16 protein-coding genes are annotated in these 18871 nt (G+C 70.4%); 8 read left to right on the forward strand and 8 right to left on the reverse strand.

Features of this window, described 5'->3' with window-relative positions; translation table 11 throughout:
* Positions 1-59: 59 nt before the first annotated feature.
* Complete coding sequence (locus IE312_RS07590; protein WP_189979537.1) at positions 60-1280, forward strand: MDR family MFS transporter; 1221 nt, start codon at positions 60-62, stop codon at positions 1278-1280.
* A 29-nt stretch (positions 1281-1309) separates the two neighbouring features.
* Positions 1310-2602 carry a hypothetical protein gene (locus IE312_RS07595; protein WP_189979539.1) on the forward strand — a complete coding sequence of 431 codons (1293 nt, stop codon included), beginning with the start codon at positions 1310-1312 and terminating at the stop codon, positions 2600-2602.
* Between the two features lie 48 nt (positions 2603-2650).
* Here the strand turns inward: IE312_RS07595 and IE312_RS07600 are convergent, their stop codons facing one another.
* The 7 genes from IE312_RS07600 to IE312_RS07630 form a co-directional block, all read right to left on the reverse strand.
* Positions 2651-3319 (reverse strand): hypothetical protein, encoded by a 669-nt coding sequence (locus IE312_RS07600; RefSeq protein ID WP_189979541.1) that lies wholly within the window; start codon positions 3317-3319, stop codon positions 2651-2653.
* Positions 3316-3729, reverse strand: a complete 414-nt coding sequence (locus IE312_RS07605; RefSeq protein ID WP_189979543.1) for a hypothetical protein — start codon at positions 3727-3729, stop codon at positions 3316-3318. Before IE312_RS07605 ends, IE312_RS07600 begins: the two co-directional genes overlap by 4 nt.
* 111 nt (positions 3730-3840) lie before the next feature.
* Positions 3841-7779: an SGNH/GDSL hydrolase family protein gene (locus tag IE312_RS07610; RefSeq protein ID WP_189979545.1), complete on the reverse strand. Its 3939-nt coding sequence runs from the start codon at positions 7777-7779 to the stop codon at positions 3841-3843.
* 147 nt (positions 7780-7926) lie between these two features.
* Positions 7927-8319: a hypothetical protein gene (locus IE312_RS07615; RefSeq protein WP_189979546.1), complete on the reverse strand. Its 393-nt coding sequence runs from the start codon at positions 8317-8319 to the stop codon at positions 7927-7929.
* Between the two features lie 90 nt (positions 8320-8409).
* Positions 8410-9357: a hypothetical protein gene (locus IE312_RS07620; protein WP_189979547.1), complete on the reverse strand. Its 948-nt coding sequence runs from the start codon at positions 9355-9357 to the stop codon at positions 8410-8412.
* A gap of 1 nt (position 9358) precedes the next feature.
* Positions 9359-9643, reverse strand: a complete 285-nt coding sequence (locus IE312_RS07625) for a hypothetical protein (protein WP_189979548.1) — start codon at positions 9641-9643, stop codon at positions 9359-9361.
* A gap of 628 nt (positions 9644-10271) precedes the next feature.
* A complete protein-coding gene (locus IE312_RS07630) occupies positions 10272-11483 on the reverse strand; it encodes a S8 family serine peptidase (RefSeq protein WP_189979549.1) in 1212 nt (403 codons plus the stop codon).
* 1626 nt (positions 11484-13109) lie between these two features.
* Here IE312_RS07630 and IE312_RS07635 point away from each other — a divergent pair.
* Positions 13110-14069 (forward strand): helix-turn-helix domain-containing protein, encoded by a 960-nt coding sequence (locus tag IE312_RS07635; RefSeq protein WP_189979550.1) that lies wholly within the window; start codon positions 13110-13112, stop codon positions 14067-14069.
* Between the two features lie 101 nt (positions 14070-14170).
* Here IE312_RS07635 and IE312_RS07640 read toward each other — a convergent pair whose 3' ends face one another.
* The gene (locus tag IE312_RS07640; protein WP_189979551.1) at positions 14171-14749 is read right to left on the reverse strand and encodes a TetR/AcrR family transcriptional regulator; all 579 of its coding nucleotides are present in this window, start codon (positions 14747-14749) and stop codon (positions 14171-14173) included.
* A 90-nt stretch (positions 14750-14839) separates the two neighbouring features.
* Between IE312_RS07640 and IE312_RS07645 the strand changes: the two genes are divergently transcribed.
* The 5 genes from IE312_RS07645 to IE312_RS07665 form a co-directional block, all read left to right on the forward strand.
* Positions 14840-15286 (forward strand): anthrone oxygenase family protein, encoded by a 447-nt coding sequence (locus tag IE312_RS07645; RefSeq protein ID WP_189979553.1) that lies wholly within the window; start codon positions 14840-14842, stop codon positions 15284-15286.
* A 95-nt stretch (positions 15287-15381) separates the two neighbouring features.
* Positions 15382-15807 carry a DUF4267 domain-containing protein gene (locus IE312_RS07650; RefSeq protein ID WP_189979555.1) on the forward strand — a complete coding sequence of 142 codons (426 nt, stop codon included), beginning with the start codon at positions 15382-15384 and terminating at the stop codon, positions 15805-15807.
* Between the two features lie 74 nt (positions 15808-15881).
* Complete coding sequence (locus IE312_RS07655) at positions 15882-16622, forward strand: class I SAM-dependent DNA methyltransferase (RefSeq protein WP_189979557.1); 741 nt, start codon at positions 15882-15884, stop codon at positions 16620-16622.
* Between the two features lie 30 nt (positions 16623-16652).
* Positions 16653-17204 (forward strand): AAA family ATPase, encoded by a 552-nt coding sequence (locus IE312_RS07660; RefSeq protein WP_189979559.1) that lies wholly within the window; start codon positions 16653-16655, stop codon positions 17202-17204.
* Between the two features lie 65 nt (positions 17205-17269).
* Positions 17270-18871 (forward strand): serine/threonine-protein kinase (locus tag IE312_RS07665; RefSeq protein WP_229899262.1); only part of this gene is annotated, 1602 nt, incomplete at its 3' end.

The raw sequence follows: 18871 nt of genomic DNA on the forward strand, positions 1-18871 counted from the left end.
GGCGACGGTCCGGTGCGCCGCCCCGGACCGGGCGCCGAACGGCAGGAGCCCGTCGTACCGTGACCGCGGATGCCCAGAGTACGGCGCGCGCGGCGACTGCCGCCGGGCCGGTGCTGCCGGGCGCGTTCTGGTGGCTGTGGGCCGCCACGCTCGTCAACCGGCTCGGCGGCTTCGTCGTCGTGTTCCTGTCGCTGTACGTGACGCTCGACCGGGGCGGCTCGGCGTCCTTCGCGGGGTTCGTCACCACCCTGTACGGCGTCGGCGGCGCCGTCGGCTCGGTCGTCGGCGGCCTGCTCGCCGACCGCCTCGGCCGGCGGGTGACCCTGCTGGGTGCTCAGCTGCTGAGCGCCGCCGGCACGGGGGCGCTGGCGTTCGCCCAGGGGCGCACCGCGCTCGCGGTCACCGCGTGCCTGGTCGGCCTGGCGGGCACCGCCTCCCGGCCGGTCGTCCAGGCCGTGGTGGCCGACCTGGTCGGCGCACGGGCACGGGTCAGGGCCTTCTCCCTCCTCTACTGGGCCGTCAACATCGGGGTGGCCGTCTCCGCCGCGCTCGCCGGAGTGCTGGCGCAGCGCGGATACACCCTGCTGTTCCTCGGCGAGGCGGCGGTGACCGTGGTGTGTGCGCTGACCGTGTACCTCGCGGTGGGCGAGACGCGCCCCGATCCGGTCCGGCACGCGGACGACGCCGGCCCGGGCACTCGGGCCGGGGCGGAACGGTCGCACCGGCGCCGCTTCGTGGCCTTCGTGGCCGTGACCTTCCTGGTCGGGCTGCTGATGCAGGAGGTCAGTACCGCACTGCCGCTCACCATGACCCGGGCGGGCCTCGGCGCGCGCGACTACGGCCTGGTCATCAGTCTCAACGGCCTGCTCGTGGTGGCACTGCAACTCCCCGCGGGCCGGATCCTCGCGCGCTTCCGTCCGGCGGGCCCCCTGGCCGTCGGGACACTGCTGCTGGGCGGAGGGCTGGGAACGACGGCCGTGGCGGCCTCCCCCGGGACGTACGCCCTGACCGTCGTGGTGTGGACGGTCGGCGAGATCCTGCTGGCTCCGACCGCCATGGCCGCCGTGGCCGACCTCGTTCCGGACCACGCGCACGGGCGCCACCAGGGCATGTACAGCTTCGCGTGGTCGGCGGCGGCGTGCGTCGCGCCGGCGGTCTCGGGATACGCACTGGACGCCGTGGGCCCGACCGCCCTGTGGGGCGCGAGCGCGACGCTGGGCGCGCTGGCGGCCGCGGGCTACTTCCTCGTCCTGCGCGGACGGCGCGAGCAGGACGACTGACGAGTGGACGAGCAGAAGGATGCACAGCAATGGCCGATGAGATCACCTTCTGGGACTTTTCGAGGTCGCAGGCGCTCAGCCGCTACAACGGTTCGAGGATCGACGTGCGGGAGATCGCGGAACTGTGCCGGGTCCGCGGGGAGGCCGAAGCCGTCGACCCGCACCTCCCGTCCGCGGACGAGATGGCGGGAATCCATCCCCTGGCACTCAAGCGGCCCCGCCGGTGGGAGGCGGCGATCGCCGCGATGATCTACGCCTCCAGCGGGCAGCTTGCCCTGCGGGAGGAGATCATCAAGGCACGTGAGCTGCTGGACCGGCTTCCGAGACCCCAGCGGAGCGCCCTCACTGTGTCGCGCATGCTCGCGCTGGTCCCCACCATGATCGCCGGATTCCGCTTCAGCCGGCAGGGCGAGACGTTCAACCCGGAGGCCAACCGCTATCTGGAAGGCGCGCGTTTCCTGTCGTTGCTGCTGGAGGAGCGACCGGCCCTCGACGTGGAGATAGGACTGTGCGCACACCGGGCCGGCGTGACCGATCCGGTCCTTCCCGAGCACGTCAGCGCCACGGGCGCGAACCGCATGGTGGCGTTCGTGGCCTCCCTGCTGGACAACTCGCGGGCCGGGCAGCGCACGGTCAGCGTCTCCCAGCAGACGGCGACCGACCGGGCCGCCGGCACGGTGAACTCCCTCGTCTTCCTGCACTACGCGCACGCAGGCGAGCTGGAACACTTCCTGCGCACCCTCGACCGGCACGCCGACGACATGCGCGCGGTGCTGGCGCGGTACGACGCCGCCTCGGCGACGCGTTTCCGGTTCACCCCGCTCGATCCGTTCAGCGAGGTGGTGGAACGGGACATGGCGGAGGTGTTCGGCCCGGACTGGACCGGAGCGCCCACCGATCCGCGATGGAGACGCGGGAGCACGCTGGACTCGGCCGTCGAGGACGCGAAGGGGAAGATGGCGCGCTTCATGCGGAACGCGCCGCTGGACATCGACCGGCTGCTCAGGCTGCACAAGGACTCCGAGAGTCCCAGCGAGCGGGGTGTGTCGGCGCTCCACTGGTTCGACCGGCACCAACGGCAGCCGCTCGACGTCCGGGCCCGTTACGACGTCGCCTTCCACCACCGCCTGGCCCTGACCACTCTGGAGAAGGACGGTGTGGGGATCGGCATGGAAAGGGGATGGGACGCGTACCAGTGGCTGGCCTGGAGCGCCGCGTACGGTTCCGCCCGGTCGGCGATGCCGCTCCTGTACGCCCGGAGCTCGACGGAGCCCGAGAGCCACGTCTCCCTGCGGAGCTTCAACCTCCGGCAGTTCTGGTGAAGGCGGGTCGCCGGCGGCTGAGGGTGTGGCGGACTGCGCCGACATCGGTCATGGTCGACGCGGCACCCGGTAGTAGTCGTCCGCGGGCAGGGTCAGGCGGTAGACGACGCCGTGCTGGTGTCGGATGCCGGCGACCGTGGCGTGCGGCGGCTCGTGCACACGCCGGTACACGCGGTGTTCCTCCTCCGGCTCCGGAAGAGTGCGGCCGGGGTGGTCCCGGTCGAGGACGTGCCCTGCGCGGACCCTGTCCCCGGGCGGGCCGGGGACCAGTTCCGTGCCGGTGCCGTCGTGCCCGTGCATGAAGGGGATCGGCGACAGGGGCCGGTCGCCCGCGGTGAGGATCGCGTCGATGGTGTCACCGGGAGGCAGGCAACTCGTGTAGTAGGCGGTCAGCCGTATCCGGCAGCGCACCTTGTACGCGGGCCGGCGTGGTGCGAACAGGTCCCGGTCGAGCGTTCCCGGTACGCAGTGGTCGTCGATGACCAGCAGACGCAGTGTCAACGGCGTCATCTCCTGGTACGCACCGGCGATCTCGCGCAGCCCGGCCTCGGAGGCGTGACGGGCCTGCCGCGCGGCTGCGCCGGAGCAGAGGCGGTGCGCTTTCCCTCGGCTGGTGGAGACGACGAGCGACAGGACCTTCTCGCGAAGGAGGTGGACGAGGAGAAGCGCCTTGCCGGCGCCGCGGAGGAAGACGGTCCTCGTCGGCCGGCGCCTCACGGCACCGGCCCCTTCGGCTGTGTGCCGGCAGGCTTCAGCGCCCCCTGCAGCAGGGAAGCGGCGGCCGTCAGCAGGACGTGGACCGCGAACCGGACGGCGTTCCCCGGCGTGCTGAAGCCCAGGTGCTGCAGCATGAGCGTGACCCAGGTGAAGAAGCCGACGACGACCGCGAGGTGGTTCCCGCGGACCCTCGCCAGCCTGAGCCCCGCCCAGAGGGCGAACGGGTAGAGGACGACGACCGCTGCGTCGGCGGCCCAGTAGTAGGGGACACCGGCCAGCGCGTTGCGGTCGCTGTCCGCCGCGGTCAGGTGATCGAGCAGCGCCTCCACGGACTCGAGGAGCTTGCAGGATCCGAAGGTGACGACCGCAGCCACAACGGCGGTTCTCGCGGCGCGCATCAGGTAGGCCATGCCGTCGATCGTCCTCTGCTCGTGGAGTGTCTGGTATCCGTACGCCTACTCAAAGCCCCGGTGGGGAGAACCGACCGGCTCCCCCCACCGGGGCCTGGACCAGTGGACCGCTCAGCGGAGCGCGGCCTGGAACGCCTTCGCGTAGTTGGCCGTCCCGGAGATCTTCGGGTGGAACGACTTCATCGAGGACGGTTTGGAGTCCGCTTTGGCGTGCCCGGTCAGGACGATGCCGTGGATGGTCTCCGGGTCGCCGCAGATCGCCTGGCCGGCGAACGCGGACCGGGGGTCGGCGAAGACCGCGTTGTCCTGGTTGCGTGCGTTGGCGTCGTCGACCGCTCCCTTCATCTCGGTCGCGACGAGGTCACCCATGGCGTTCAGCCAGGGCCCCTCCTCGGTGCCGATGCCCACGACACACTGGCCGTCGCGTTCCAGCAGTCTCGGGTAGCCCATGAGGACGATCTTCGCCTTCGGGGCCTTCTCGTGGAGCGCGTCGAGGGTCTTGACCAGCCGGGGCCGGACCGTGTCGTGCGCCCACGTCGGCAGCCAGTCCTTCAGGGCGGGGGTGTTGTCGCCGGTCTTGTCCCCGGTGTCGGGGTCGCGGTTCTCGATCGACCCGTTCTGGCACACGTCCGTCAGCGCGGTGATGCACTTCTTGACGATGTCGCCGAAGGCCATGTCGTTGCCGCCGATGGACAGGGCGACGAGGGTGGTGTTCTGGTCGAGGTAACCCTGCTTGATCTGCGGGAGTTCCCCGGTCTGGGGGGTGTTGAGGATGTTGTAGTGACGGGCGCCGGAGCAGGCGACGAGATGGTAGTCCATGCGCGCGCTCCAGTTGTCGTCCAGCTCGCCGGTGGACAGCTGCTCACCGGGCAGGACGGCCCGGCGCGTCCAGGCGTACTTGGAGCGGTGGCAGTCGTCGCGCACCTTGTCCCCGTCCACCTTGCCGACGTAGTCGGACTCCGGATAGTAGTCGTCGCCGCCCGGGTCGGAGGCACCCTCACCGGAGGAGTAGGAGTCGCCCATGCCGACGACCACGTTGTTCGGCTTGCCCGGGAGGGGCTGGAAGGCGACCGCGTCCCAGGCCACGTCCTCGTCGGCGGTGCCGTCGTCGGTGGCGTTGGTGAGGGTGACGGTGGGCGTGCCGGTGAAGTGGAAGGCGCCGAGGCTGACCCACCGGCCGGCTCGCTGTTCGACGATGCGGCCCGGGCTGGTGCTGTCCGAGCCACCGATCACATAGAGGGCCTGCCGGGTCTGGGCCCCCGTGTCGGGAAGGCGCACCATCACCCTCGCCCAGGAGACGCTCTTGTCGAGCGTCCAGGTGCCCTTGATGGTCATCAGCCCGCTGTCGCCGCCGAGATGGTGGACGTCGCGGGTGTGGGAGTACCAGAAGTGGCCGCCGTGACCGCCGCCGACCTGGTACAGGTCCCCCTTCGCCTCGTACTGTCCCAGGCCCGGGCCGGTCGCGGACGGGTCGGGGTTGAACGTGAACTGGAAGTGGCCGTCGTCGGCGGCGGCTTTGCAGTCGCTGTAGGACTGCGCGTTGTCGGGCGTGGACTCGACGATCAGCGCCCCGGCGGGGGCGGCGTTGCAGTCGGGGGTGCCGTACTGCAGCCGGTAGCCGCGCCCTGGTTCCGAGATCAGCGTCTCGTACTTGATGTTCTCGTGACCGCAGTCGGTGTCGCAGTACTTCTTCCACGTGGCGTTCTGTTCGTGCCACCAGTGGTGCCAGTCGCAGTCGGGAATGTGATCGACCTCGCAGCGCGGCGGGCTGCTGACCGCACAGCTGTTGGCGCTGGTGCAGAACGTGTCCAGCGGCGGCTTGATGTTGTTCCGCTCGGCCGGGGAAGTCCACCAGGCGGGACGGAAGCCGGCTGTGGCGTACCCGTCCTCGCCGGGCCAGTCCTGCCGGCCGGAGGTCGCGTAGGAGTAGCCGGTGTCGATGGACCAGGCGGCCCAGCCCATCACCTTCTCCTCGTACGGCCAGCGCTCGGGGTGCGCCGCGTCCGTGGGCACGCTCATGAACGGAGAACGGTCCGGCGGGTACAGGGGATTGGCGGGATTGTTGTACCACCCGAGTCCCCATGCGCCGTGGTTCTCCGATGCCTTCGACTTCGGGTTGAAGCCGAGGTTGTAGTTCCACAGCGCGGTGAACCAGTTCTCCGGCTTGGACGGGTCGTCGTTGTTGACGGTGATGGTCTGCCCTGACTCGTGGAGTTCGTTCCACTTGTCGGCGAGGATGTACATCGAGGCGGCGACGTTGACCGCGTAGTCCAGGGCGACAGCGCGCTGCTTCTCCGGCGGGAGAGCGGTCTCGCCCTGCTTCTCGTGGCCTTTCATGCGCATGCCGTCGGTGACCTGGCCGACGCCGTAGCCGCAGTCTGAGTTGGCCCAGTGGATCTTCCAGTAGGCCTCGGTGGTGTCTCCCTTGTGGCCGTAGAACCCGGCGGTGGCGGCCAGGGGGTTGCCCATCTGGCCGGGTATCGCACCGGATTCGGCCTGCCACAGGTTGGATTCCTGCGCCAGCACTCCGAGCATCACCTGCGCGGGTATGCGGGCGCCGGCTTTGCCCTTCAGCGTGGGCGGAGGGAACAGGCCCTGGGGGTCGATGGAACCGAGGCCGGCCTGAGACCGCCATCCGCCCTGTTTGATGTACTGGGCGCGGAGCTGGCCGCGTACGGCCATGTCGACGGCCCACTCCACCTGATTCGGTGTCGGCTGCAGCGCCAGGGAATTGACGTCGTTGCGGGCGACGGAGCACCAGCGGTCGGTGTCGACCGGATCATTGGCCCTGGGGTCGCCCGCCCGGGGCGTCCGGACCGCCGGGTGGCCGGACGCGGCCAGGGCGGGGGAGAAGGATTCCTTCCCCGTGGGGCTGGTGGTGTCCGCCACGGATTGGGTGATCTTCTCGTCGGTCGAGGTCGCGGTGCTGACGACCGTCACCGCGGTGCCGGTGCCGCCGTCGACGGGCGGCTGCGCGGTGCGCTGCTGCGGTTCGGGCCGTGTGAAACCCTTGCCGGCATGGCTGATGCGGTCGAGCCCGGCGCGCATGCCGGGCATGAGGACCGGGTCGACGGCGAGACGGCCGAGGGTGGAGACGTGCGCGTCGGCCGGCGCGTCGAGGCGGGTGACCGGGCTGCCGGTGAGGCGGGTGGCCCCTGTCGGGCGGCCGGTGAGGAACACCCGACCGCCGTCGCCCTGGGCGAGGGCCAGGTCGCCGAGCTTTCCCGACGCGATGACGCCGGGCCTGCTGTCGCCGTGCCACAGCCGGGCGTGGGCCGTGGCGCCGTCGTGGTCGAGGAACGCGACCTGCCCGTCCGCGGTGGGCCGGATGTCGAACGGTGTGCTGTCGGTCGCGGCGAGCGTCCTGACGTGCGCGCCGGAGGGGTCGACGTGGACGACCTGGCGGCCGAGGGCGGCGACCAGGCCGTCCTTGACCGGCACGGCGGAGGTCAGCTGGCCCGCGGCCGTCGCGTCGGCGGTCGTCCTGCCCTCGGCGGTGACGGTGACCAGATGGGTCTTGTCGTCACGGAACGCCGAGAACACCGCCGTGTGGGTGGCGGAGTTGCAGGAGGGGTCGAAGTAGGCGAGAGACGCGGTGAAGGGCAGCTTCTTCACCTTGCCGGTGGTGAGGTCGACCACCGCGGTGAAGGCGCCGCCCTGCATGACGTCCGGCTTGTTGACGAAGGTGCGCGGCGCATAGACGGCAGCTGCGTGGTCACGGTCCATGAGGCAGGCGTTGCCGATCCACGCGTCCGCCGGCATGCCGGGTTCCGCGAGGGAGGCGACGGTCCGCCACTGGTACGCGTCCTTGCTGTCCGCGACGAGCATCTTGAATCCGGAGGCGTCCGCTGCCGTGACCAGAGCCCGGTCCCCGGCGGTCTTCCAGTCCTTGCCCAGCTTCTTCGTGGGATCCGGTACCCGCTGTGGCGGGGTCGTCGGCGGTTGACTTCGTGCCTGCTCGGGTGGTGCGGCCGGTGCTGCCGTGGCCGGACCGGCGTGCAGCAGGCTGCCCGCCAGCGCTGCACAGGCCGCCGCGGCGGCCCAGGACATGTGTCGTTTCCTTGATCTCAAGACAGGACTTCCCCGTTCCTGAGTGATGGGATGGTCCGTGCCCTGGTGGAGGGCGCGGCGTGCCCGCCCGTGCCTGCAGCGAGCCAGGGGTGCGGGTGCTGCGAGAAGCCGGAGGAAGAGGGCCGGTCAGTCCGCCGTCCGCTGTGCGTCGAGGACCTGGACCCCGTCGAGAGCGTCCGCCGGCTCCCAGGGGATACGGACGCTGCCGGTGTAACTGCCGTGCGCGCCGACACGCTTGACGACCGTCTTGGTGAAGGCAGTGGGATCGTCGTCGCCGGAACCGAAGGTCACGGTGTAGGTGACCGGTCCGGGAGCCGTGTCGTTGTGGATGACGTATTCCGCGTACGCCGTCCGGTGTCCGCGGCCGTGGTCGACGCCGTAGCGCGTCACCTCGACCCGCGTTCTCTCACGGACAGGCGCGGAGGAGCTGTCGACCTGGGTCTCGATGTACCAGGCGGCCGTACCGAAGACGACCGCGAACATCACCGGCAAGCCGACGACGGTTCTCCTGCTGGGCATGGAGGATCCTCCCCGACCGGCGCGCCTCACCTGTACCGGGAGGAGTGGTACAGGCGGGCGCGCCGGCGGTCTGCAGGGGTGGGAACGCCGTTACCGCTTGCCTGACGCGGCGAGAACGGCCCGAGCGTTGGCGATCAGCTTGGCGTTGTGTGCCTTCTGTGCCTGCAGCTGCTTGCTGTGAACGGCGATCTGCTTCGTCTGGTAGGCGATCTCCGCCTTGTACCAGACCGCCACGAGACGGCTGTTCTTCTTGCAGGTGACGTCCGCTGTGGCGGTCCGCACCTCCGCCCGCGAGGGCTTGGAAGCGGTACCGCCGCCGGGGGCGGACGGGAAGGCGGAGCCGGCGTCGAGGGGGGAGCGAAGGCTGTGGCCCGCCCGGTTCATGCACGACGACCACGCGGCGAGCGCCTTCACCACCGGCGCCTGCGCCTTCGTCGTTTCGAAGGACCGGGCGGACAGCTCACCGGCCGGGTCGGTGGGGTTGATGATGCCGACCTTCTGGTTCGCCTCTGGGATGCACGTCTCGTCGAGGACCTTGTCCCACGCGTCGGTGCGGTTCTCCGCCTTCTCCTCGGCGTCCGATTCGGCCTGCTCCTGGGAGGGGTCGACCGCGCCGGGGAGCTGATAGCCGTGTGTGCGGGCGGAGTTGTCGTCGGCGAGGCCGTAGCGGCGCTCCATGTTGGCCCCGTCGAAGCCGGCCGGGACGGTGTTGCTGGCCGAGGGCGGCTTGAAGGTGAACCCGTGATTCTGCATGCACGCCGTCTCGACCGCCGAGCGGGCGTCCTCGACCTGGGCGGTGTCGGCGTTGGGGAGCATGTAGTTCTCCACCGGCAGCCTCATGCCCTTCACGAGTCCGTGCTGGGGCACTCTCGGGGCCTGGGCGGGACGTGGAGCGGCCTCGGCCCGCGGCCGGCTTGCCGCCGCCTGGGCCGTGGTGCGGTCACTTGCCTGGCTGTGGTGAGTGGTGGCGTAGGCGGCGGTGGCGATGGTGGCACAGGCGGCGGCAGCTGCTGCCACCCGCACGGACTGGGCAAGCACGTCAGTTCCTCCGCTGGGACTCGTTCTTGTTCTTCACGTTGGATGCGAGGTTGTGGGCCATGCCGTCCTTGCGGGGGAAGTACGTCGTGTAGCCCGAGTAGTTGGTGCTGGAGTACACGTTGTACGAGTGCGACGGGTCGTCGTTGGACCCGGATGCCGCGTTGCGGAAGATGCCCTGCTTGTAGCCCGCGTCGTCGTTGTAGCAGGCGTTGGCGTGGTAGTCGAAGGTGTAGCGGACCACCGTGGACTGGTTCGGCGAGTAGCCCCAGGAATTGGGAACCGACACGTTGGACAGGAAGCACGAACCGTGCGACACCCACGTCTGCGACGACCGTGAGTTGAAGTGAAGACGGAAGCAGTACTTGTTGCCGGAGGACGAACAGATGTCGCTGTCGTATGAGGTCGCGGCGTAGGCGGATGACGTTCCGGCAAGAAGGGCGGCGCAGGCAGCGGCGGCTGTCAGGGCGGCTGCGGAGGCGCGTGTGCGGCCCAAAGGATTCCCCCTCGTGAAGACGTAGCTGCACAGGAGGCGTCTGCTGATGTGCGTGATGTCGTGCTCCCCCGTGCATGGTCGTGTGCACCCGTCCGGCCTGGTCTGGACCATCTGAATGACACGGCAGCACTTTAGACACACGACCACCATCAGGATCAAGACTCCGTCAGGGCCAGGCCGAAATCGTGCGCCCCGCATGGAATGCACGTACGACCGCGATGTGCATGCGCTTTCCTTGAAATCGGAACGGCGCGGTCGCCCGCGCGACCCGTCGGCGTGACGGAAAACGTACGGTGCCAGGCACGGTTGCGAGACAACTCGCTCGTCGGCAGTGCGGCCGCCGGGTCGGGCGGGCCTGCCCGCTGTCAAGGGTGCGATACCGGCCCGGTGACGACCGCGGCTGCCGTCGGGGAGTCCCTCGTCATCGGGTGCGGCGGCGCAGTACGGCCCACAGCGCGCCGCCGAGGACGACGAGGGCTGCCGCGCCGATGGCCAGGCCTGGCAGCGGCAGGCCCGAATCCCGGTGGGGCTCGGCCGCAGCGGCCGGGGAAGGCGGTGCGGTGTGCGTCTGCGAGGGCTTCCTGCTGGGGGCGTTGCCGGGGGAGCCGGGCAGCGGCTGGACGTATGCCGGCTTGGTGTTCCTGTCGGGGGGCCCGGGCCGCCCCCGGCCGAGGACCACCACCTGCCGGGCGCGGGCGATCCCGTAACCGAGGTACCGGCTGAGCTCGTCGGCGGGCCACTTGCGGCCCGCGGTGTCCGCCAGGACGCGCCAGACCTGGGCGGCCGTCCAGTCCCGGTGCTTGGACCACACCAGTGCCGCCTGGGCGGACACCAGGGCGGCGGCCGCCGCGGTGCCGTCACCGTCCGCGCAGTACCGGCGGAAGCCGGCGTCGCACCAGCGGGGTATGTCCACGCCGGGGGCGGAGATGTCGACGGCGTCACCGTGCTGGGAGGTGGGGGCGACCGTGCCGGTGCGGTCGATGGCGGCCACGCCGACGACCTCGTCGTAGGCAGCCGGATACTGCGGCTTGTTGCCCTCCTTGGCGTTGTCCCCGACGCCGGCGAACATCAGTACGCCCTTCTTGATCGCGTACTCCAGGGCCTGATCGTCGAAGTCGCTGCCGATGACGTACTGGTTGCCCACGGTGATGTCGATGACGCGTGCGCCCGAGTCGACAGCCGCCTTGATCGCTGTCGACAACGGGTAGTTGAGGTCGGGGAGTTCGTCGTGGCGGAGCGGTGGCACCCGAATCGGGACGATTTTCACGCCCGGGGCGAGGCCCTTCAGCCCGCCGCCGCGACCCGTGCCGGCGATGAGTTCGGCGGCCGTGGTGCCGGCGCCGGTGGTGTCGCGCGTGTCCGTGACGTCGCCCTTGGCCAGCCCGTCCGCGACCAGGGCATCCTTCCCCGGCAGCACCTGCCCGCGCAAGGAGGGCGTTTCGGGGTTCACGCCCGTTCCGATGACAGCCACTTTGACGCCTTCGCCGGTGCTGACCTTCCATATCTCGTCAGCGCCCATGGCGTCGAGGTACCACTGCCGGGGAGCCGCGTCCGCTGCGGTGGCGGAAGGTGCCGGTCCGGCCGCGACGAGAAGCGCGGCGGTGGCCAGGCCGGTGAGAAGCGCTCGATGCATGGCCCTATTGGATCATCGCGGCCGGGGGCTGCGGGAAGGAGGCGGCCCGGGCCCGTGGCGGAGCCGCGGAGGTGCTGGTCACACCTCCACCCCGTCGCTCGCATGCCGACTTCGGCCACTCGAGATGCCGGAACGTTTCAGCATGGTATAGACCGATACAGTCAAGCCGGTGACATCGGTCACAATCGTTCCCGTGGGACAGGAATTGACCTTCGATTGTTCACAGATGACCGCCCCAGGTCTCGAATCAGGGCAAAGGCGCTATAGGGGGCGTTGTCGTAAGGGAGGCCCCCCGCAGCGGCGGGGGGCCAGTAGGAGCACTCAGGCCGTGAGATGTCCCCTGATCGCGGGTAGTTGGCGCTAACCGCGGCCCCCATGGTGGCGCGCCGTGACGGTGATGGGGAGTCGTCCCGGTGTACCGCTGAAGAACTTTAACAACCGAACAACGTCTCCCACCTGCGCAGTTGCTCCGCCTCGGAGTTGTTCGAAGCCTGTTGACTCACCCCTCTCACGTGTTGATGAAGTACGCCAAACGGGCGTAGCTGGCCAAACGTGCGAGCTGCTGGGTCGTCAGTCGCTATACCAGATCGACATTCTTCACGCTCCGCAGGGACCCGCCCGTGCCGCCGGGAGGACCTTGTGCACCAATTCACAAGCGGGTACGTCGCGGCTGACGCCGTGTCACTGCCGCCTGCACGTGCGGCAGACTGTGGCGAAGCGCGCGGAAGCCCTGGTGACCTCCGGGTCACCGCTGGGAGTACGGGAGTTGGCGCTCCTCCCTCTCAGTACCGGGCAAGGCCCGCCCCCCCCAACAGCACACGGAATCGAGCACTCAGGCCGCTCATCTGCCCGCTCCGGCCGTTCCGGAGCGGGTGACCGAGAGAGGGTCGCTCCGCCCGGGACGGCCCTCGCTCACCTCCACTCACAGGGCCTTCGGACAAGGCCTCGGAAACGGGAGTTGAGATGTCTCCTGCCAGCAGCAACCGCAAGAAGCGATGGCGACTCGCCCTCGCTGCCGCCTCCGCGAACGGAGCCGGGGCCGTGGCCGGCTTCGGTACCCAAGCCCTCATCTCGGATCCCGTCGTCAGCACGATGGTGGGCACGTTCGTCGGGGGCACCACCGCCGAACTTCTCTTGCAGGTCGTACGAGCGGACAGCCGGCCCTCGTCCGACGCCGCCCGGCTCCACGAAGGCGACAGCGGCCACGACCGGGACCACGCCACCGCCCGCCGCTGCGAACGGGACGGCCCTCACAGGCCGGCCGAGCGGCGGACCCCGGCCGGCTATGCCCGGTGCACCCGCAGTCGGCCCAGCGACTCCCACCGGCTCGCAGGGCGCCCGGCGGTGACACCACGGCACCTGCGGCACAGGCACCTGCTCCGGGGCGCCCAGCGCTTCGTCCGCCGTGTCCGCCGGCGCGACGCGGCGTTGCGGCAGCCGGGAGACCGCCATGGCGCCTCCTGAGCGGACCCTCCCGGCGGCCCTGCCCCGTCGTTGGGCCTCCCTGCCGACCCGCACGGACCTGGCTGCGGCGGCCGGCGAGACGGCTCCCCGGGGCGTTGCGGCACAGCGGCGCCGGCCGCGATGCCGCCTCCGCCCGGGTCTCCGGAAGCCGCGGAGGTAGACATGGCACGTCCCGAGAACGAGATCCCGACGACGGCACCCATGGAGGTGGCCGAACTCGCGCGTGAACTGCGGGCGTTGCGGCGCGGGACCGGCCTGACCTACAAGGACCTGGCCGCCAAGTCGCACTACTCCGCTGCCGCACTCTCGACCGCGGCCTCCGGCAAGACGGTGCCCAAGTGGGAGGTGGTGGAATCGTTCGTGCGCGGCTGCGGTTTCGTCGGTGACATGACGACATGGCAGCGCCTGCACACGAACGCGATGGCGCGCGCCGCAGCCGAGGAAGCCGCCAGCAAGGCCAAAGTGCGGGCCGCGCAGCCGGAGGCCGAGGCATGCGACAGTCCCGAAGAACGCGCAGAAGCGCACCAGCCGCGCCTGCTCGGATTCCGCAAGGCCGTCGCCGCACCGGAGGACGAGGTCGTGCCGGCGCAGCCGGACGGCCTGCTGGCGCTGGTCCAGCGGTTCATGGACGCGCACCTGCAGTTGTCCGCCAAGCTGCCGGACGACCCCCACCGCGTCAGCACCCTCACCGTCGACCATTTCCATACCGCGCTGGCCCTGTGCACGACCGCCGAGGACGTGCTGTCGGTGATGCGGGAGCTGGTAGCGGACAAGGGCCTGACCATCGGGGACCTGGAGCGCCGCAGCGGACGCATCTACGAGATATCCGGTGCGACGTTCGCTCACGTACTGAACGGCGACGAGCTGCCCACCACCGAGTGGCTCGAGATCTTCCTGCGCGTGTGCGGCGTCGAGCAGGAGCGGCGGCTGATCTGGCACTACACGGTGACCCGCATCAAGATCGCGCAGATGCGGCACCGCAAGGCACTGCCCCCGCTGACCGTCACCCCGCTTGAGCCCACCGTCAGCGCTGACCTCATGCGACGGCTCCTCCTCGTGACGGTGGGGGTGATGAGCGCCGTGGGAGCCGCCGTGACCACCGCCATCCAGCTCTTACGGTGACGGCCCTACGGTCCCGGCGGCGGGCGACTGTCCTGCGGACTCCGGCGACCGGTCGATGTACGCGATCCGTACGCTTCAGGACCATCACCCGGGGCGGTGGGTCAGGTGACGGCGAGCCGGTCCACCAGTAGCTCCACTCTCGGTCCGGCGTCCTCGGGCAGCAGGCGGCCCGCGCGGGTCAGGGTCGCGAGGCCGTGCAGGGCCGCCCAGAACACCTCGGTGAACAGTCCCGGGTCGACGCCCTCGCCGGTGACCTCGTCGAGGGTCTCCAGCAGGGCGGCGAAGGCGTCCTTCAGAGGCTCGGGGGTGTCCTCCTGCGCGTACGCCAGGCCGCCGTCCAGCTGGAACAAGGCGTCGTAGACCGCCGGGTTGCGGACGGCGAAGTCGAGGTAGGCGCGGGCCAGGGCGGCGACCCGGGCGCGCGTGCCGTCCGCGGCGGAGGTCGCGGTCCGCACCGCCGTGGCCAGTTCGGCGGCCCCCTGGAGGGCGACGGCGCCGATGATCTCGCGCTTGCCGCGGAAGTGGCTGTAGAGGACGGGCTGGCTGTACTCGATGCGCTCGGCGAGGCGGCGGGTGGTGACGGCGTCCCACCCCTGCTGTTCGGCGAGTTCGCGAGCCGTCGCCACGATGAGGCGCTCGCGCTCCGCCCGTTCGCGCTGCTTGCGTTCCTGTACGGACATGAAGCGATCCTAGCACTGCTAGACAATCGAGCGGCAGAAGGTCTAGCGTTGCCTCATCTGCTAGCAACGCTAGTTCCCGGAGGGGTCGTCATGCTCAACGCACTCGAGGTCGTCACCACCGTCGTCGTCGGCCTGATGGTCGGGGTGGAGTTCTCCGTCGCCTTCATCATGAACCGGATCCTGGACGCGCTTCCCGAGGACAGTGGTCAGCTCGGCCACGCCCACGGTGGCCGGATGCTCGGCGCCCTGATGCCTTTCTGGTACATCGGCTCACTCGCCCTCAGCGCGGTCTGGGCCATCGCCGGATGGCACCACCACGGCGCCGGACTCGTCGTCACGGCCGCCGTACTGCTGATCATCAGCGTGGTCATGTCGGTGCTGCTGCTCGTCCCGATCAACAACCGCAACAGGACCTGGACCCCCGAGAACAGGCCCGCGGACTGGAAGGAGCAGCTGAACCGCTGGCAGCGCTGGCACTACGTCCGCGTCACCGTCATCATCGCCGCCTTCACCCTGCTCGTCTCCGCCCTCGCCTGACGCCACAGCCGGCCGAGAGGGCCCCGGTACCGCCGACCCGCCCGGCAGGTTCCACGAACCCATCACGCCGGCAAAGACTCGCAAGGAGAAGAACCATGTCGCTGAAGAAGATCAATACCGTACTGGTCGCCGCCTTGGTCCTCTTCGTCCTCTGGTTCGGGACGGAGTACATCCTGAGCCCGGAGACGACGGCGCCCGGCTTCGGCCTGCCGAACCGGCCGTCCGGCGACGGCGGCGGTTTCCTGATCGTCAAGGGAATCCGCGATGTCGTCCTGGCCCTGGTCCTGGGCACCCTGCTGGTCACGGGCCACCGGCGAGCGCTGGGCTGGGTGCTGCTGGTGGAGGCCCTCGCCGCGTACGGCGACATGGCCACCGTCCTCACCCACCACGGTTCCGTGGCCACCGCGTTCGGCGTCCACTGCCTGACCGCGACGTTCATGGTGGGCTGCGGCCTGCTGGTCATGCACGAGACGCGGACGGCCGCGCCCGGCACGGCGACTCCCGCCCGGCAAGTCGCCTAGAAACCCGCACGCTGGGCCGAGGAGAACGTAAACGTGTCGACAGCGTCCCTCGGCGCCGGGCAGAGTGGCCGTCCGTGACGAGCAGTGAGTTGTGGACCCGTGCGACCGCCGACCGCTACGACGCCGAGGAGACCGAGATGTCCTCGGCTGCCGTTCTCGGACCGACTCTCGCCTTCCTCGCCGAACTCGCCGAAGGCGGCCGGGCATTGGAGTTCGCCATCGGAACCGGAAGAGTGGGAGTCCCGCTCCGGGAACGCGGCGTACCGGTAGCGGGCATCGAACTGTCCGAGCACATGGCGGCGGTGCTGCGACGCAAGATCGACGAGGACACCCTCCCGGTGGTCATCGGGGACATGGCCACCATACTCGTCCCCGGTGAGTTCACCCTGGTCTATCTCGTCTACAACACCATCACGAACCTGCTCACCCAGGACGAGCAGGTCGAGTGCTTCCGCAACGCCGCACGGCATCTGGCGCCCGGCGGCCGATTCGTCATCGAGCTGGGTGTGCCGCCGCTGCGGTTCCTGCCGCCCGGCCAGGTCGCGGTCCCCTTCGACGTCTCCGAGCAGCATCTCGGCTTCGACACCTTCGACCTGGTCGAGCAGATCCTCGTCTCGCACCACTTCACCCGCGACGGCGACGACGACCGCTACCGCCGCGGCAGCTCCCGGCACCGGTACGCCTGGCCGGCAGAGCTCGACCTGATGGCGCGGATCGCCGGCCTCGAACTGGAACGTCGCGTCGCGGACTGGGACGGGTCCCCGTTCACCCAGGACTCCGCCAAGCACATCTCCGTGTGGCGCAAGCCGGCCTGAGGTCCGGCCGCATCGAGACAGGGGCCAACCGTGCAGGAGCTGAGTTCCGCAGTCGTGCTCGTCACCGGCGCCATGGCGTCCGGGAAGTCAACCGTTGCTCACCTGTTGGCCGAGCGGCTCCCTCGCTCCGTGCACCTGCGCGGTGACGGCTTCCGGCGGATGATCGTGTCCGGCCGCGAGGAGTTCACGCCGCAGCCCACCGCCGAGGCAACGGCGCAGTTGCGACTGCGCCACCAGGCAACCGCCGCGGTCGCGGACCTGTACGCACAGGCGGGATGGACCGTCATCGTGCAGGACGTCGTTCTCGGTGAGCACCTCGATCCGTTCCTCGATGCCGTGACGTCCAGACCCCTGTACCTGATCGTCCTCGCACCCACACCGGAAGCGGTCGCGGCACGCGAGGCCGATCGTTGCAAGAGCGGCTACCGCGGGCCCTGGACGGTCGGCATCCTCGATGACGTCCTGCGTCGTGAGACTCCGCGTCGCGGGCTCTGGCTGGACACCTCGTGCCAGACGCCGGACCAGACCGTGGACCACATCCTCGCCGACCTGGGCACCGCCCGCCTGGATGGATGGGTCTGACCACTGCGGCGGCCGTGCCGGGGCCGTCACCGCGGTCGTCGGCGGCGGCAACTATGCTCCCGCGCATGAGCGATGCGGGTGACGGCAACAGCGGCAGACGGGTTGTCGACGGGCGGTTCGAGCTGAGGGAACGGCTCGGCGGTGGCGGTATGGGCATGGTCTGGACGGCACAGGACCTCGTCCTGCACCGGAGCGTAGCCGTCAAGGAGGTCCGGCCGCCGGATCCGGACCTCGCCGAGTACGACCCGGAAGCCGCCCGGATGCTGCGGGAACGGGTCCTGCGGGAGGCCCGCGCCCTGGCCCGGGTCGCCCACCCCAACGTGGTGACGATCCACCACATCGTGGACGGCGGCCCGGGAACGTATCCCTGGATCGTCATGGAGCTGGTCACCGGTGGCTCCCTGGCCGACCGCCTCGCCCGCGGGCCCATGGAGCCGCGGGAGGCGGCGCTGCTCGGCCGCGAGGTGCTGGCCGCGCTGCGGGCGGCACACGAGGCGGGCATCCAGCACCGTGACGTGAAACCGGCCAACGTCCTGCTGCGCCCGGACGGCCGTCCGGTGCTCACCGACTTCGGCATCGCGGCGATCCGCGAGGCGACCACGCTCACCGCGACGGGGTCGGTCATCGGCACCCCCGACTACATGGCACCGGAACGCGTCGCAGGGCACGAAGGGGGCCCCGCCTCGGACTTGTGGTCGCTGGCGATGATGCTCTACACCGCCGTGGAGGGCCGTCACCCGCTGCGCAGGGGCACCACGCTGGCCACGCTCGCGGCCGTGCTCAGCGAACCGGTTCCGCCACCGGTGCGGGCCGGTGCGCTGGGCGACGTCCTGGTCCGGGTCCTCGTCCGCGACGCCGCGGCACGCCCCGGTGCCGGGGAACTGGACCGGATGCTGGAGGCTGCGGCCCGCAAGCCCCGCACACCCGCCTCCTCCTCCCTGCGACCCCCGCCCGCCGTACCGGCTCCCGGGACGGAGACCACGGGGACGCCGGCCTTCGGCCCACCGCCCGCCATGCGGCCAGGTCCCTACGACGCCCGGCCCGAGCACATGGTGCATCCGGAACCGTACGACGCCCGGCCCGAGCACACGGTGCCGTTGAAGCCGCAAGGCGCCCGGCCTGAGCCCACGACCGTGCCGCCCCGCGAACGCGACCGCGACAGCGGTCGCCGTCGGCGCTGGACGCTGGCAGGGTTGCCCGTCGCGGTGGCCGCACTCGCGGGCACGCTCATATGGACGCTCTGGCCCGAGGGCCGTACCCCGCCGTCCGGGGCCTCGGGGGCCTCCAGGACATCCGGGCCGCCCTCGGCCCCCGCCGGCGCGCAGGCCAGGACATCGTCGCCGAGCGGCCCGGCTTCCTCCGCGTCGCCCGCCGGCGATACGGGGACGGGCACGGGGGACCTGCTGACTCCGGCCGGTATCCGCACCGCCGTGCGGGCGTTCGAGAAGGAGACCGGCCGGAACCGGTTCGGCAGCCTCACGGTGTACCCGCAGTACATCGACGCCCGATTGATGGTGAAGGGCAGCGCCACCAAGTACGACACGTACACGTACCGTGCCGGGGAGGGCGTGCAGAAGGGCATCATCAGCTCCACGCTGCCCGGCAACACGACACCCGTCACCCTGGACGGTTTCGACTGGGACGCGGTGCCCGCGCTGCTGCGCGAG

This window comes from Streptomyces capoamus, from assembly GCF_014654935.1.
Lineage (GTDB): Bacteria > Actinomycetota > Actinomycetes > Streptomycetales > Streptomycetaceae > Streptomyces > Streptomyces capoamus.

Bases quoted from the DNA above. Each gene is read 5' to 3' on its own strand.
- IE312_RS07595 (WP_189979539.1), top strand. From the start codon at position 1,310: ATGGCCGATGAGATCACCTTCTGGGACTTTTCGAGGTCGCAGGCGCTC.
- IE312_RS07605 (WP_189979543.1), bottom strand. From the start codon at position 3,729: ATGGCCTACCTGATGCGCGCCGCGAGAACCGCCGTTGTGGCTGCGGTC.
- IE312_RS07610 (WP_189979545.1), bottom strand. From the start codon at position 7,779: ATGTCCTGGGCCGCCGCGGCGGCCTGTGCAGCGCTGGCGGGCAGCCTG.
- IE312_RS07615 (WP_189979546.1), bottom strand. From the start codon at position 8,319: ATGCCCAGCAGGAGAACCGTCGTCGGCTTGCCGGTGATGTTCGCGGTC.
- IE312_RS07630 (WP_189979549.1), bottom strand. From the start codon at position 11,483: ATGCATCGAGCGCTTCTCACCGGCCTGGCCACCGCCGCGCTTCTCGTC.
- IE312_RS07635 (WP_189979550.1), top strand. From the start codon at position 13,110: ATGGCACGTCCCGAGAACGAGATCCCGACGACGGCACCCATGGAGGTG.
- IE312_RS07640 (WP_189979551.1), bottom strand. From the start codon at position 14,749: ATGTCCGTACAGGAACGCAAGCAGCGCGAACGGGCGGAGCGCGAGCGC.
- IE312_RS07645 (WP_189979553.1), top strand. From the start codon at position 14,840: ATGCTCAACGCACTCGAGGTCGTCACCACCGTCGTCGTCGGCCTGATG.
- IE312_RS07650 (WP_189979555.1), top strand. From the start codon at position 15,382: ATGTCGCTGAAGAAGATCAATACCGTACTGGTCGCCGCCTTGGTCCTC.